At 43.1% G+C, this 15143-nt stretch carries 16 protein-coding genes; 7 read left to right on the top strand and 9 right to left on the bottom strand.

The genetic code is table 11. From position 1 onward, the window contains the following. Positions 1–38: 38 nt before the first annotated feature. Positions 39–770, bottom strand: coding sequence for a monofunctional biosynthetic peptidoglycan transglycosylase (gene mtgA, locus G3570_RS06715; RefSeq protein WP_165140548.1), 732 nt, complete (start codon positions 768–770; stop codon positions 39–41). Positions 771–928: 158 nt separating this feature from the next. Continuing rightward, positions 929–1282 carry a taurine dioxygenase gene (locus G3570_RS06720; RefSeq protein WP_249066764.1) on the bottom strand — a complete coding sequence of 118 codons (354 nt, stop codon included), beginning with the start codon at positions 1280–1282 and terminating at the stop codon, positions 929–931. A gap of 134 nt (positions 1283–1416) precedes the next feature. On the opposite strand from G3570_RS06720, the gene G3570_RS06725 reads away from it, so the two are divergent. Then, on the top strand, positions 1417–1758 hold the full coding sequence (locus G3570_RS06725) for a hypothetical protein (protein WP_165140550.1): 342 nt from the start codon (positions 1417–1419) through the stop codon (positions 1756–1758). A 91-nt stretch (positions 1759–1849) separates the two neighbouring features. On the opposite strand, the gene G3570_RS06730 is transcribed toward G3570_RS06725, so the two are convergent. Both G3570_RS06730 and G3570_RS06735 read right to left on the bottom strand, forming a co-directional pair. Further along, positions 1850–2221, bottom strand: coding sequence for a hotdog domain-containing protein (locus tag G3570_RS06730; RefSeq protein WP_165140552.1), 372 nt, complete (start codon positions 2219–2221; stop codon positions 1850–1852). 77 nt (positions 2222–2298) lie between these two features. Next, a complete protein-coding gene (locus G3570_RS06735) occupies positions 2299–3657 on the bottom strand; it encodes a carboxypeptidase-like regulatory domain-containing protein (protein ID WP_165140554.1) in 1359 nt (452 codons plus the stop codon). A 151-nt stretch (positions 3658–3808) separates the two neighbouring features. On the opposite strand from G3570_RS06735, the gene G3570_RS06740 reads away from it, so the two are divergent. Further along, entirely contained in the window at positions 3809–4609 is an 801-nt protein-coding gene (locus G3570_RS06740) for a hypothetical protein (protein ID WP_165140556.1), read from the top strand. Between the two features lie 64 nt (positions 4610–4673). On the opposite strand, the gene G3570_RS06745 is transcribed toward G3570_RS06740, so the two are convergent. From G3570_RS06745 to G3570_RS06755, 3 genes are all read right to left on the bottom strand, one after another. After that, the gene (locus G3570_RS06745; RefSeq protein ID WP_165140558.1) at positions 4674–5300 is read right to left on the bottom strand and encodes a tetratricopeptide repeat protein; all 627 of its coding nucleotides are present in this window, start codon (positions 5298–5300) and stop codon (positions 4674–4676) included. A gap of 137 nt (positions 5301–5437) precedes the next feature. Next, a complete protein-coding gene (locus G3570_RS06750; RefSeq protein WP_165140560.1) occupies positions 5438–6058 on the bottom strand; it encodes a class I SAM-dependent methyltransferase in 621 nt (206 codons plus the stop codon). Between the two features lie 2 nt (positions 6059–6060). Then, a complete protein-coding gene (locus G3570_RS06755) occupies positions 6061–7230 on the bottom strand; it encodes a BtaA family protein (RefSeq protein WP_165140562.1) in 1170 nt (389 codons plus the stop codon). Between the two features lie 151 nt (positions 7231–7381). On the opposite strand from G3570_RS06755, the gene G3570_RS06760 reads away from it, so the two are divergent. The 5 genes from G3570_RS06760 to G3570_RS06780 all read left to right on the top strand — a co-directional run bounded on the left by G3570_RS06760 (position 7382) and on the right by G3570_RS06780 (position 11395). After that, on the top strand, positions 7382–7618 hold the full coding sequence (locus tag G3570_RS06760; protein ID WP_165140564.1) for a hypothetical protein: 237 nt from the start codon (positions 7382–7384) through the stop codon (positions 7616–7618). A 100-nt stretch (positions 7619–7718) separates the two neighbouring features. Beyond that, positions 7719–8841, top strand: a protein-coding gene (prfB, locus tag G3570_RS06765) for a peptide chain release factor 2 (RefSeq protein WP_165140566.1) whose coding sequence is annotated in 2 segments (ribosomal slippage) — positions 7719–7793 and positions 7795–8841 — 1122 coding nt in all. Because the reading frame shifts where the segments join, the coding sequence is not laid out codon by codon here. Positions 8842–8898: 57 nt separating this feature from the next. Further along, complete coding sequence (coaE, locus tag G3570_RS06770) at positions 8899–9492, top strand: dephospho-CoA kinase (protein ID WP_165140568.1); 594 nt, start codon at positions 8899–8901, stop codon at positions 9490–9492. A 76-nt stretch (positions 9493–9568) separates the two neighbouring features. Continuing rightward, positions 9569–10600 (top strand): class 1 fructose-bisphosphatase, encoded by a 1032-nt coding sequence (gene fbp / locus G3570_RS06775; protein WP_165140570.1) that lies wholly within the window; start codon positions 9569–9571, stop codon positions 10598–10600. A gap of 18 nt (positions 10601–10618) precedes the next feature. Next, complete coding sequence (locus G3570_RS06780; protein WP_165140572.1) at positions 10619–11395, top strand: SGNH/GDSL hydrolase family protein; 777 nt, start codon at positions 10619–10621, stop codon at positions 11393–11395. A gap of 188 nt (positions 11396–11583) precedes the next feature. Here G3570_RS06780 and G3570_RS06785 read toward each other — a convergent pair whose 3' ends face one another. Then, positions 11584–12090, bottom strand: a complete 507-nt coding sequence (locus G3570_RS06785) for a DUF192 domain-containing protein (RefSeq protein ID WP_165140574.1) — start codon at positions 12088–12090, stop codon at positions 11584–11586. Further along, positions 12065–14893 (bottom strand): WD40/YVTN/BNR-like repeat-containing protein, encoded by a 2829-nt coding sequence (locus G3570_RS06790; RefSeq protein WP_165140576.1) that lies wholly within the window; start codon positions 14891–14893, stop codon positions 12065–12067. The genes G3570_RS06785 and G3570_RS06790 overlap by 26 nt, the downstream gene beginning before the upstream one ends. Between the last annotated feature and the right edge of the window lie 250 nt (positions 14894–15143).

Below are 15143 nucleotides of genomic sequence, written 5' to 3' on the forward strand. Positions count from 1 at the left end.
ATATCCGTTCTTTGACCTGTTTTAGCAATCATAGATTTTTACTCCAGTTTCTTCAAATAATCAGTGTTTCCCAAGTAAAACATATATTGCAGTATCCAATTTCTTCGTTCAATCATATAGGCAGATGGATTCGCCAGGTTATATCGCCTTGGGCTTGGCAGGGCTGTTACCAGCAGCGCACTCTGTATCATATCAAGATTTGCAGGATCGGAATTGAAATAGATTTTGCTGGCAGCTTTCACTCCATACACCCCGTCACCGAATTCAGCAATGTTCAGATAAATCTCCAGGATTCTCTTTTTGGATAACAGAGCTTCCATCAATACGGATAAATAGGCTTCAATTCCTTTCCGAATGAACGACTGTCCGGGCCAGAGGAAGAGGTTTTTGGCCGTCTGCTGGGTAATGGTGCTTGCCCCGCGAAGTGATTCCCCTCTTTGATGCTCGTCAATGGCTTTTTCAATGGCGTCTAGATCTAGTCCCCAGTGTTCTGCAAATCGCTGGTCTTCACTGGTAATGGCTGCTACTTTTATATAGGGAGATATCTCTTCCCAGTCTGCCCATTCGTAGTTTATTTCCGGGTCTTGGTTGTCATTCCAGTACATTTCTTGCTGTCGTTGCAGCATAAATGCTGAGGTAGGTGGGTGTATCCATTTAAGAAGAAGTACACTTACAAAGGAAAGGCACAATAAGGCAATCAAGAATCCAGTGAGCAGCCTGGCAATTCTTTTGAAAAGGCTTTTCTGATTTGGTTTTTCTACGGGTTCCATTCTCAATTATTTTTACCCTAAATAGGATAAAGAATTACCGGGCAAGAACCAATGAGGGGAATATAAACTACGTAGAGATGAAGCTTTAAGGGCAGACCATTATTTAAAGCTGCAGGAAGCTTGTATCAAGTTTGCTTCGGTGGATGATGTTCAGGGTATTACTCCTGTAAATCCTGCAATTCAGAAATCACGTGCTCGGTGATATTCCTGATCTTTTCGGCTGATTTCCGGAGCTTCCTGTCAGGCTCATTGTTATGAAGAAGTTTTTTGGCGTGCTCATACTCTTCAACAACCTCATTGACACCAATCATTAGGGCAACAGGTTTAATCTTGTGTCCGGCTTTTCTGAACTCGGTCTCATTCCGCTCTAGAAGGTACTTCTCATAACGTTCTGCAAATTGACTGAAAGAATCCGATGCCGCATCCGTAAATTCTTTTATGAATCCCGCATCATCATAAAGCAAGTTGCGTATTTTTTCGATGTCGATATACAAAGTGTTCGGGGTCTGCAAAGTAGATGAACAATAAAAGGTAAATGATACTATTAATTAAAACATAACAATTTAAATATATCTGTGGAACTCGAAAGCGTTAGAATTCATTAAACTAACGTATATTATTATATAAATAAGTTTCATTTAACTTTATGACTCGCAATAAGTTAAGGAAATTATATTTAGCGGTAATAATATTACTTTTCGCGATTCCTGAAGCTGCATCCGGACAATATTTTGGCAGGAATCAAGTGCAGTATGAAGATTTTGATTTTCAAATTCTGCATACCGAACACTTCGATATTTATCACTATCCGCAAGAAGAGAAAGCGGTAAAAGATCTGGGAAAGCTCTCAGAGCGGTGGTATCAACGTCACTCAGCAACGTTGAATCATACCTTTAAAACAAAGAATCTGCTAATCATCTATGCCGTACCGTTTCAGCGACCGGAGCAACCGGGTTACGTAGGCTTTCATATTTCGCCGGGCTGGTAAGTAATATATACCTGATAACCGACACCGATCCATCTATTTCTAAATTTGGAGTGGGGGGGATTGCTATGCTAGCGAAACATACTTAAAACGGTTATTTGTTTGCCGGCTCTTCAATATTATGAGGGGAGGGTCGGCCTTCTTCATCGACGTGTACAAAGACTATGCGATCGATCTTGATAATCACCTCTTTTGAAAACTTGTTACGTACTACACAGCGAACAGTAATCGAACTCTTGCCGAATTTGACGGTTTCCATGCCGATTTCGATGATGTCGCCCAGGGTAGCGGAGCTGACAAAGTCGATTTCGGACATGAATTTGGTAACCAGGTTTCCTTTTCCGAGCTGACAGCTTACAAAAATAGCGGCCTCTTCATCAATCCAACTCAATACGGTACCTCCGAAGAGTGTGCCGTGTGCATTCATGTCCTGTGGTTTAATTAACTTCCTGCTGTAAAAATTCATGACGTAGTTTTAGTATGCATTCAATTTTCTGAAATATAAGGAAACTTGATGTACCTGTTGGGAATGAAAGTCAGCCGCTAATTATTATCAGCCTGTACATATTCCCGGGCTTTTCTGGCATAATAATTATCCCCGAATGCTTCCAGTATCAGCCGGTAATAGTCTTGCGTTTGCTCTGACCTGCCGCTGTCGTCATAAGAGTTGGTGAAGAGTTCAAAGAGTACTCTGCCGGTAATATCGGTATCCCGGTTCTTCTTTACCACCTCTTCCATATAGGCGGTAACCCGTTTCGTGTAACCCAGCATCTCCGGCAAAATGAATAGTAAATCGCTGCGTAGAGACCAAAGGCTTGATTCCGGCGGTATCACATCCATGGAAGCATTCAAAAAATCGATACCAATGTACAGACTCGGCTCGGTATCGCTTGATTCTAGCAATCTGGAATCATGGGATTCATGTATTTCTTCACTAAGTAAAAGATATTTGTAATACATCGATTGCCGTACATAATCGTTTGTACTCCCGGGCAAACTGCTTAAGCGTTTTTCCAGGGCATCGATTTCCCTGATGTTTAGTTTCCACATCTCCCTGTAATGCTGTTGCATTGTGTATTTAAACTGCTCCACAGGTAGGGAGTCAGTATCAAACATTCCATAGTTGAATAACCGGGAAAAGAAATCCTCTTTTCTCAGGTTCTTTTGAATCTGATCTTCAGTTTCGTCGATAAATTTGACTCCCGACTGGTTAAAATCCCAGGTAGTGCGATAGCCCTCGAAAGGATTTTTATTATCGAAATATGTCGAATCGGCTTTATAGATAAGTACTACCCGGTTGTTTTTGACCGGTACTATGGCTTCATAATTTCTGGAATCACGCAAACGGTAGTCTGCGGCTCCGGGCAAAACAGTGGTACCGGAGGTCAGTCCCGTAATCTGGTAATGAAGCGTATCAAGGCTGGTATTGATGGTTGCCCTTAGGGTGTTTGAATCAATCCGCTCAAAACGAACACCGCGATCATAGTTATACCCGTTGAAGTTTCCGGTTACTCTTATCCAGCTTAAGTATTCGTTGCTATTGAAGTACTCGCCATCATCCAGATTCTTAGGGTCAAGTTGTATATCCAGCTGCATGGTTCCGGGTTCTCGTATCCAAACCGGAAACTGCAACCCTTTATGCATAGCTCCGGTAATGGATACACGATATATTCCGGATCGGGGTGCAACTATTTGGAAGCTTCCGTTTGATTGAACCTCAACTGTCTCTGAACTATAAAACAGATTGTCAGAGTAGGGGTCCAGGGTGACATGAGCACGGGGCAGGGATGAACCGTCCAGACTCCTTACAGTTCCCGAAAGGACAGCCTGCGATTGGCCCTTAAGTATGGGTGTGAAAACGAGCAGATAACATAAGATGACAGTTGAAACAAGTAGTCTCATATATGGTTCCAATGAATAATACTATTAAGGTAGTAATATAAAATACTTGAAGGAGATAAAAAATGCAGGCAAATTTTATTTGATGATTATCATTTAACCTCAAAATTATATTACTTACGAATACTTATTGAATTAAAAAGCGGAGGTTATTATGAAGAAACGAATCCTGTCTACCTGTTTTTTTCTATTCTTTATTGTCTCTTTTTCCTTTTCTCAAACCGAACGCCTGGATTACAAAAAGATAGATTATATCTCGGTAGAGAACGGTAATGATGAAGAATTTCTCAACGCCGTTAAAGGAGCAATGAGCTCCGCTTACCAGGCCCTGATAGAATCAGGGGATATAAAGTCCTGGCAGATCTATAAGGTTAACTTTCCCGGAGGGCATAAAAGTAAATACAACTATGTAAATATTGTCACCACAGAAGACATTCGTTCGTTTGAGGATAATTTTTCAAGTATTTCATCCGTTTTCTTCGTTCCGAATTCTTATGAAGGTTCCGGCCTCAATAACCTGGATGAAATCGTTGAACTTCAAGCCTCTGAGATATGGAAAGTTCGCAGCATGATCTCTCCGGAAAACGGTAATGCCGTCAATCCAAGCCGTTACATGACCATGGACTTCATGGACGTGGCACAAGGCAGGGGACTTGAATATTTAATGCTTGAAGATGAGGTGGCTATGCCTCTTCACAAACTGCGTATTGATCAGGACAATATGACCGGTTGGGAAGTATACTCACTGATACTGCCTGGTGGCACAGAATATGGCTATAACTATGCTACCGGCAACTATTTTGATCATATTGAAGATATTGAATTCGGATTCACCCAGGAGCTTATCAAGCAGACAATGCCGGGGACCGACGTGGCTGACCTTCTTAATACGATTTACGAAACGCGTGACCTGGTAAAAACGGAGGTTTGGGAACTGGTTACCTACCAGCAATAACTCTTTAATAGTTACAGACTAGCAGTTACAGAAGGTTAAATAGCTTTTTAGTGGGTTCAGTATATCAAGAGTTCTGTACGTTCTTCTTGCAGATTTTTAGATCTTGAATAGCAGGCTGGTAATCGGGGTTGATCTTAAGGCATTGTTCGTAATATTCTATCGCTCTCTCATATTTTCTGAGATGTTTTAATATGAAGCCAATATTATTGTATGCTTCATAGCAATCAGGGTCCAATTCGATAGCCTTCTTGAAACTTTTGCCGGCCTCCTGAATATAGTTGTCACGTAGGAAGTGATTGCCAAGATTCAAGAATCCAAGGGCATTGTCCGGTTGTATCCGGGTTATATACTCAAACAGTTCTCTGGCTTTTTCAGGCTTACCTGCAATCTCATAAATATCTGCCAGGTTATTGATGGCAGGAACATAATCCGGTTTCAGGTCAATAGCATCCATGTATGAGTTGATAGCCAGCTCTACCTGTTCAGACTCATAATAGCTGTTGGCCAGGTTGAAGTGATATTTAGCTGTTTCCGGTGAAAGTTTGATAGCCTTTTTAAACTTCTGTATAGCCTCCTCATACTCACCAAGCATATGGTACCCAATGCCCAATTCATTGTGCAAATCGGGTTCTTCAGGCGACTCTCGGAGTTCGCTCTCAATTTCCTCTATGGTTTGTTGTATCTGCTTCATGTCTGACTGTTATGGATGAAGCCAAAGATAATGATTGCCAACTGAAAGATTAAATTGAGAGTTAGATTTATCCGTGAGTAAAATAAAGCTATGGCTTACAGTATTTCTGCCAATACATGTTTCCGGTTTGCTTGAAATTAACTTCTCTTTCCTAGAAAAGTGAAATATTTCCAGAAACCAAAGTACGCCTTATTTAGAGATACTTTTTCTTCTGTAAAATACTTCTTTAGCATCGGCAGGATGGTTCCGTCCATGCTGACATGGTTATGCCACATCCAGCGTCGAAACCACTTAAATGGAGTGTCATGAAAGTCGATCACTGCAATATACCCGTTGGGATTGAGGTCTTCATGAACGTGCTGTAATATAGTATCGATGTTTTCACCGATCATGGTGAGAGAATAGGAAAGTACAACAAGATCGAAGGGATCCCAATCAGGTCCTTCCGAACCGTATCGAAATTGCATCAGATTGAGTTCTTTCGAATTCCCGACTTTTCGGGATGCCTTTTCCAGCATATCCTCAGATAGATCAACACCTGTGATGCTTGCATCCGGGTAAAAATACTCCAGTAACTGAAGGTTATTGCCGGTCCCACAGCCTATTTCCAGGATTCGGGGCTGGGACATTAACTCCGGAAGGCTGGAGAGGAATTGCTGTCTGCCAAAAAGAAAACTCCAGCGAGTAGCATCATAAATAGTTGAGTGATACTTGTAATATCTCTGTAATTTGATGCTGTGCGCTGTCTGATCTTGCATGGTTAGTTGTTTACCTCCGCCAGATATGTATTGCCATATGTACCCACCCGGTCGTTGGGATGGAGTCGTTCGGTTAGTTCCGGTCTGAAGGTTAACCGGTCTTGAGTAAATTCAGGTAGAAACTCACACTCCCTAGCGGCCGAACGGAATAAAATTTTAGCACCCGGACATGCATTGTCGAGTATCAGCTGCCACTCTTTAGCCAATAACTCAGGTTTGGCATTAGCAAGCCAATCCTGGTGATCCAGCAGTACAAAATGAGAATACGACCCGGGATTTTTTTCCAAGAAATCATGAAGATAGGAGTTATACGTCTTAATTCGGTGGTTGCTCTGATTATAGAAATCGAAGTTTTGTTTTTTTAAATAATTGGGACAGCAATCTTGGGTATAGGAACCGGTAAGATAAACTCTCCAGAAGTAATTCTCGGCTACGGGTATTTGCGTGAAGACAGTGCGCATCGCTTCATTGATATAGCTGATTAACCCGCCTTCTGTTTGATTTTCAATTATATCTCTCTGGCTGCCGGGTACACCCAGTAGGGCCATGGTTGCATTTCTTTTGAACAGCCATTTATAAAACGCACTCCAGAGGTGCTTTTCTATTTCCTGATAGTGATACTGCTGCTCTTCAAGGGATTTTGAATCCAGCAGGTTTAACGTCTGTCCGTAAACACCTTTGTATTTGATTCGTTTATGGATCATCAGGGCTACTTTTCCGGATGTTCCTCGGTAATAGAATGAGCCTTCAACTCCCGGCCGGCTAAAGTAGTTGATATGGCGCTGCCAAAAATTTCGGGAGGATGATGAGAGTAGCTCCGCCAGATTCTCACGGAACAGGTTTTGGAATTCAGTATCATGGCCTTGTCCAAATAGTCTCCAGAGCAATTCATAACTACCATATTCAAATAGGGCTTTTTTTAGATCAAGTAAGGCATTCTGGGCCGGATTAGCATCAATACAGTGTATGGATTCCGGTTCGTCCAATAAATAATCGAGGGCATTGCAGCCGGCACTGCTTAGCATAATGACCTGGCTCTCGGAATCTAAACCAAGAAGCTCTCTGTCTATTTCCGGGTCTTCCCAGCAGGTATTGTAAACCAGACGGTTTGATACCACGGTATCAAAAAGTTTACTCTGCAGGTTTTGGACAATATTTTGAAGACGATTCATAAACTTGAATGAAACTAAGCATTGATTGTGTACCTGCTGTGAATCAAATGTTAGTTAATTGTTAAGATTCTCGTCAGTTCAACTAAAAAAACAAACTGGGAATCCCCGCTAAATTTGTATCTTTGAGCAATGATTAATTAACCGATTGACTATGGCCAAGAAAGAAGAAAAAGAATCTAAAAAGGAGACTGCTTCCAAAGAAAAAAGGAAAGTGTATACTAACCTGATTGACAAGCTTCAGGAAGAAAGAGAAAAATTAAGCGATGAAATAACCAGAGATTACAAAGAAGGTCGAAGATACGTTCGGTCACATCCTGAAGAAGGTGTACTAATCGGATTAATCGGAGGCATTGCTATTGGTATCCTTCTGGGAAGGCTTACCAAATAGTGATTTAAGAACTTGTCTTACTATATTTTCTGTTAAGGAAATTCCTTTTCGGACTTTCATAATATCATACTATAAACAGGCTATAAAAACCAGGCAACTTATGAGCAGCACTACTGTTAATACCGACTATTTGAACGAACTTTTTGAGCGTGTGGATGCGCTCAGGGGGTATCTTTGACTACGATCAGCGCAAAGTACGAATCATAGAGCTTCAAGAGCAGACGCAAGATCCAAATTTCTGGAACGATCCGGATCATGCCCGGCAGATAATGAAGAAGCTGGACCATGAGAAAAGCATGGTGCAAAGCTGGGATGAACTCAACGGATTGAGAGAAAGCATTGAGGTATATCTTCAGTTTGAGGAGGAGGGAGAAGATGTAGAAGAGGAACTGAAACAGGAGCTTAAAAAACTGGAAAAAGGACTCGAAGAGTTAGAGTTCCGAAACATGTTGCGGGGTGAAGATGATCATCGCGATGCTATCGTAACCTTCAACCCTGGTGCGGGCGGTACAGAGAGCCAGGACTGGGCTGAGATGCTCTATCGTATGTATACACGCTGGGCAAAAAAGCAGGACTTCGAAGTTTCGGTAATAGAATATCAGCAAGGGGATGTGGCCGGACTGAAAAGCGCTACCATCGAAATAAGCGGTGATTTTGCCTATGGCTTTCTCAAAGCTGAAAGCGGAGTACATCGACTGGTGAGAATATCGCCCTTTGACAGTAACTCCCGTCGTCATACCTCTTTTTGTTCGGTATTTGTCTCCCCATTGATTGACGACACTATTGATATTGATATCAATGAAAGTGAAGTAGAACTGCAGCGTTTTCATGCCAGCGGTGCCGGCGGCCAGAATGTCAACAAAGTTGAAACCGGGGTACGTCTTATCTGGGAAGGAGAACTTTCTGATGGTTCCAAGGAGAGGGTAGTTGCCGAATGCCAACAGGAGCGTTCACAGATGCAAAATCGTGAAAAGGCAATGGTTTTGCTGAAATCGAAGATATATGAACTGGAAAAACAGATTAAAGAAAAGCAGAAACAAAAACTCGAAGATTCCAAAAGCAGTATTGAGTGGGGCTCCCAGATTCGGTCATACGTGTTCCATCCCTATAACATGGTGAAAGACCATAGAACCGAGCACGAAACCTCAAATGTTGATGCCGTAATGGATGGAGAACTGGATGAATTCATCAAAGCCTACCTGATGTCAGGTGTCGGTGAATAAGAGAGAAGCTAAACATATCATTCGTAGAACTGGCAGCCAGAAACCTTGTAACAAACCATGGTAAGAGTAGGGGTCACCGGAGGCATAGGCAGCGGAAAAACAGCTTTCTGCAATATATTGAAAAAGCATGGGGCGTATGTGCTTAACGCAGATGACCTCGCAAAGAAAATAATGGCAGAAGACCCTGCTGTTAAAGAGGAATTGGTGGATACATTCGGACGGGATTCTTACAAGAAAGACGGCAGGCTTAACCGTGAGTATCTCGCTGAACAGGCTTTTCAAAATGACAGGGTTGAGGAGTTGAACAACATTGTACATCCTCGTATACCCCTTAAAACTGAAGAAATCATGGAAAAGGCTGAGCAGGCCGGTTATGAGGTCTTTGTGTACGAGGCGGCCCTGCTGTTGCAAAACCTGCGTCCTAATCATCTAGACTACATCATTTTGTTACTCGCTGACAAAGAGAAGCGTATTGGAAGGGTGCAGCAAAGAGACAAGGTTAATAAAGAGCTTGTGGTTGATCGTATGGAGCACCAGCAGGACTTTTCAACTTTGAAACACCTGGCTGATATCGTTATTGAAAATAACGGAAGCCTACAGGAACTTGAAGAGAAAGCGGAACGCATTTATTACGATATTCTAACGGGATGAGTGCCATTCAGGTTGAACAAATAGGTACTTTTATATATCTATAAAATAATGGGAAAGCAATTTCAAAAAGAGATCTATGGTTGACAGAAGAAATAAGCGGGTAATTACCTTAGAGGAGTACATCATCCAGGCACAAAATAAGTTTCCCGGTGCTACCGGAGAACTGTCCCAATTGCTTCGTGATATCGGCCTGGCGGCAAAAATTATCTCCAGAGAAGTCAATAAAGCCGGTATTACCAATATTCTGGGAGAGGACGGATCTACCAATGTGCATGGGGAAACCGTAAAGAAACTGGACCTCTTTGCCGATAAGCAGCTGATATCCTCACTAAACCGTTCGAATATTACCTGTATGGTGATCTCGGAAGAGAATGATGGTATTGTCGAGCTTGACAACGAGGGAGGTAAATATATTGTCTATTTGGATCCGCTTGACGGCTCATCCAATATTGATGTCAATGTATCTATTGGCAGTATTTTTTCTATTTACATGCGCCAGTCAGATATTGATGAAGGTCTTAGCAAGGCGGATGCTTTGCAGCCGGGCCTGAAGCAGGTTGCAGCCGGGTATGTTCTGTATGGTTCAAGTACCCTGATGGCCTACACTACCGGTCTTGGCGTATCCGTATTTACACTTGATCCGAGTATCGGTGAATTCATTCTTTCTGATGATGATATTAAAATTCCTGAAACGGGCACCATCTATAGTGTTAATGAGGGCAGTTACAATTCCTGGGACCTAGGTCTTAAGAAGTACATTAAGTACTGCCAGGTGGAAGATCCGCAAACAAATCGCCCGTATAAAGCACGTTATATCGGATCGATGGTAGCTGATGTTCATCGGACACTGATTACGGGGGGGATCTTTATCTATCCTCACAGTAGTCAATATCCAAGTGGAAAGCTGCGCCTGATGTACGAGTGTAATCCGCTTAGCTTTTTAATAGAGCAGGCGGGAGGCATGGCTATTGATGGAGAAGGGAGGATACTGGAGATCAAACCTAATGCCATACACCAGAGAACGCCGATTTATATAGGTTCCAGGCAAAACGTGCTCAAGGTACGTGAGTTTATCAGGGAGTATTCCGAAAAACCCATACAGGCCTGAAGCCGCTGATATTTACCAATGAGTCTAAAACAGTATACGCGGGAAGAATTCTTACAAAACATCATCGGTGCCACGCTGGCATCATTCGGAGGCCTTTCTTTGCTGGATTATGTGACGGATCGATATGCTGTAACAGAGTCCGCTGACCTTGAGATACCCAATGAGGCGGTTATCCTGTTTCAGGGAGACTCAATCACAGATGCAGGAAGAAATCGCAACGATCAATCACCCAATACCGCATCCGCTCTGGGAAGTGGGTATGCGTTCTTAGCTGCATCAGGGTTGTTAGCTGATTATCCCGCCAAAAAAATCAAATGTTATAATAAGGGCATAAGTGGCAATAAGGTGTTTCAGCTTGCTGAACGCTGGGATAGAGACTGCATCGAATTGCAACCTGATATCCTTAGTATATTAGTAGGAGTCAATGACTTCTGGCATACTCTTGATCTAAATTATAAGGGTGATGTACAGACTTATGAGAATGATTACCGTAGTCTCCTTGATAGAACTCTCAAGGCTTTACCCAAAGTAAAGCTCATTATTGGTGAACCCTTTGCACTGAAGGGTGGAACAGCAATTAATGACGACTGGTACCCCAAATTTCCCCGATACCGGGCAGCAAGTAAGAGAATTGCTGAAGAGTTTGGCGCTGCTTTCATACCCTACCAGGAAATCTTTGACCTTGCCGCTGAAGAGACCGGAGCTGCCTACTGGTCCGGTGACGGCGTTCATCCCACTATTGCCGGCAGCCGCTTAATGGCCAACGCCTGGATGGAGACGGTGAAGAGGCTATAGGTAGCATTCTACCAAGATAACGACTTATCAGAATAGCTCGATTGACCGCGGATCAGAAGAAGCTAGCGTCGCAAAAGGACGGTAGAGACCAGTTTTAAAAAACTAATTAGAACTTACTTGTCTATTGCTCTGCAGTTGACGTAGCTCCGGACACCACGCATCCTTACTCGTAATTCAGATACCTATCTCTAAGGCAAAGTATCCGGCAGTGCCACTTTCATACCTTCCTGTATGTCATGTGAAATGCTGAACCCGTTGTTGGTTTCTATAACGTATTTAGCAGGCTCACCGGAAGTCAGATTATTCTCAGAAAAAGGCTGGGTATTTTGATGAATCCGGACAATCTCACCTGATTCGTTAACGAAAAAGATATCCAGAGAGAGGGGAGTATTGGCCATCCAAAAGCTTAAAGGCTGTTGCCTGTCAAATATGAACAGCATTCCTTTATCCGAAGGAAGCTCATTCACATCCATCAGTCCCATATTCCGTTCATCCTGGTCATCGGCAATGGCAACCTCAATCGTGCTAATAATTTCTCCTTCTGGATTCAGAAAACTCAGCTCTCTTGTAAACTCAATGCTGCGCCCTTTGTTTTCTTCTCTATTGGTCTTCTCCTTACCGGAACATCCTGCTACCAAAAGCAGGATGCCGATAAAAACAAGTAATAGGTTACTTGACTTCAAATGGTATTTCATGGCTATTGCCGTTTACTTCAAATGATATCGTATAGCTTCCTTTTCCAAGATATTTTAGGTCGGATTCATTGTCTGCACCTTCTGCAGCATCCTGAGTCCTGAGGTTCCAGGAAAAGGAGTTGAATCCATAGCTGCCGGTATCGCTTAGCTCTTTGACAACATTATTCTCGCTGTCTCTGACAGTTATGGTTACCTCATTGTCCTGAACATCTTCATTACCTATCCAATACAACCATGTTACTTCAGGCTCATTGATATCCCGGTAAGGGGCACTGCGGCTTCCCCATCGATTGGAGAATGAAACCGGTGCTGCCTCTAAGCCTAAAATGGGCTCCTCGATGTTTTCCGCAACCTTATGAAGCGGTTTCACATCGGAAACATAAATGCTGCGTCCGTGAGTAGCCACCACCAGTTCCAGATCCCGCGGGTGGACCAGCATGGTATAAGAAGCCACATTCGGAATACCGCTCAACAGATGCCAGTTCTTTCCGTCGTTAAAGCTCACAAACGTACCGTTATCCAAACCGGCGTACAGGATATCCGAAACCTCGGGATCCTGGATGATAATATTGGCAACATCTTCCGGTAGATCACCTTTTACTGATTGCCAGGTTTTTCCATAATCGGTTGTTTTGTAGACATAGGTTTTGAATTCGTCGAATCGGTACCCATTCAGGGAAACATAAGCTGTGGCCTGATCATGCTTGGAGGCATGGACCTCACTGACCCAACGGTGATCAGGAAGATTACCGGAAACATTAGTCCAGCTGTTACCGCCATCTCTGGTTAGTTGAACGTTACCGTCATCGGTACCTACCCAGATCACGTTGAAATTCAATGGTGATTCAGCAATAGTGGTTAGGGTAGAGTAGGGGACGTCACCTTCTTGCTGATCGGCTTTCTCATTGGTTAAATCAGGACTAATCGGAGTCCAGGTCTCACCCTGGTCAAAGCTTCTATTGAGTTTTTGGGTCCCGAAATAGACAATATCCGCGTTGTGATTGCTCAGTTCTACAGGTGTGTTCCAGTTGTACCGGTAGCGTTCTTCGCCTACCTCATGGCGTGGCGTGATACGCGTATAGTCATTTGCCGAACGATCAATTTTGAAATAATTGCCAAACTGGAATCCGGTATAAACCAAATCACTGTTTCTCGGGTCAACCTGAACGTGCATTCCGTCGCCGCCGAAAAGTCGCTCCCAGTAATTATTGTCATCAGGTGATCCTGTGGAAGGCCCGGTATAGACTCCGTTATCTTGCAAGCCTCCATAAATGTTATATGGCTTCTCCATATCCACGTCAACCGTATAAAACTGGCCAACCGGTGTTACATTATGGTGAATGAAATTGATACCCCCGTCATGGCTCTCGTACAGCCCGCCGTCATTACCCAGTAAAATGTGGTCAGTGTCGGAGGGATCAATCCACATAGCATGATGGTCGACATGTACAGGCTGATTCTCGGCAATAGTTTTCCAGGTTGCACCTCCATCTGTCGATTTCAGAGCGGGAACACCCATTATATACAATTCATCTGGGTCAGTGGGTGATACCCTGACTTCACCGAAATAGTAGCCGTAGGTGAAAATAATATTATCAAGGGCATATTCATTAACCATTTGCCAGCTCTCCCCGCCGTCGGTTGACTTGTATACTTCGGCACCGTTGATATCGGTTTCAAACAGTGCAGCATTGGCATCTCCCAAGTATTCCGACAAGGCTTTCGGCTCATACTTCCCTTCCTGTACATCAAGTTTTACCCTGGCAGCCGTATACTTTTCAGGAAAACCGTTATCCCGTAGAAACTTTTCCAGTTCTTCATCATCGAGCTGCTGAAAATCCTTCTTATCCATCTCCAGGAAATCAGTCTGGGTCAAACCTTCTTGCTCTTCCTCGACTTTCGTTTTGGTCTCTTTTTGATTGTCTAAAAAAGTATAGAGTATGTCAGGGTTTGAATGACTGACGTCAATGCCTATTCGTCCCACAAAATTTCCTTCCGGAAATCCATTCATTACTTTGTTCCAGCTCTCACCGCCATCGGTAGATTTGTAGATGGCAGATCCTTCGCCGGCTTCCTGGAAATTCCAGGCCTGACGAAAGCGCTGCCAGGTGGTTGCCCAAAGAATATCCGGGTTTTCCGGATGAATGATCAAATCAATAACCCCAGTACTGTCGGGTGGAGTGAGTGATTTCTGCCAGTTGGTACCTCCGTCCGTAGTTTTATAGATACCCCGTACATCATTCATAGAGTAAAGGGGACCCATACTTGCCACCCAGGCAACATCTTCATTGTCAGGGTGGGTGACGATCCGTCCAATGTGTTGAGAACCGCGCAAACCGGCATAATTCCAATTTTTACCTCCATCCGTACTCTTGTATATACCTGCTCCTGCATAACTTGAACGGCTGCTGTTGTTTTCACCGGTGCCCACCCAAAGGATATCATCATTAGCTGCGGAAATAGCGATATCACCAATTGTCAATGAGCCCTGGTTGTCAAAAATAGGGGACATGGTATTACCACTGTTGGTTGTTTCAAAAACACCGCCTGAAGCATAGGCAACATAAAAGTGACTGGGTCGCTGCTCGTGTACGGCAATATCGGTGACCCTGCCACTCATTACGACCGGTCCGACATTCCTGACAGGATACTCCTTGAAAATAGAGTTTTGTCTCATTTGCTGATACTGTTCCACCGTTTGCTCTCTTTGATCGGTAGTAGTAGACTCTACCAATTGGCTATGGGCATTAAACGCAATAAAGGTAAATAAGAATAGAAACAGCAGGCCGACTTTTCGTTTCATAGGTGAATAGATTTTATTCAGTTTCCGGTTTAGCTAAAACAAGGGATTACTTTACAATTTTTCCTTAAAAATTAAAAAAGTAATCCCTTGCCTTAAGATTGAAGTCATCTGATGATAAAGAATTTCAGCTATCTTGCGAAGGTATTTTAATGCAGGCAGGCAAGTTGTTTTTTAGTGCTATTAACGGTATCTTAAGATGGTTTAAGTGAGCGCCGAAAGGTCCTCACTTTTTTTTGTACCTAAAATCAGG

Origin of the sequence: Halalkalibaculum roseum (assembly GCF_011059145.1) — a bacterium.
In the GTDB taxonomy this organism is placed as follows: Bacteria; Bacteroidota; Rhodothermia; order Balneolales; family Balneolaceae; genus Halalkalibaculum; species Halalkalibaculum roseum.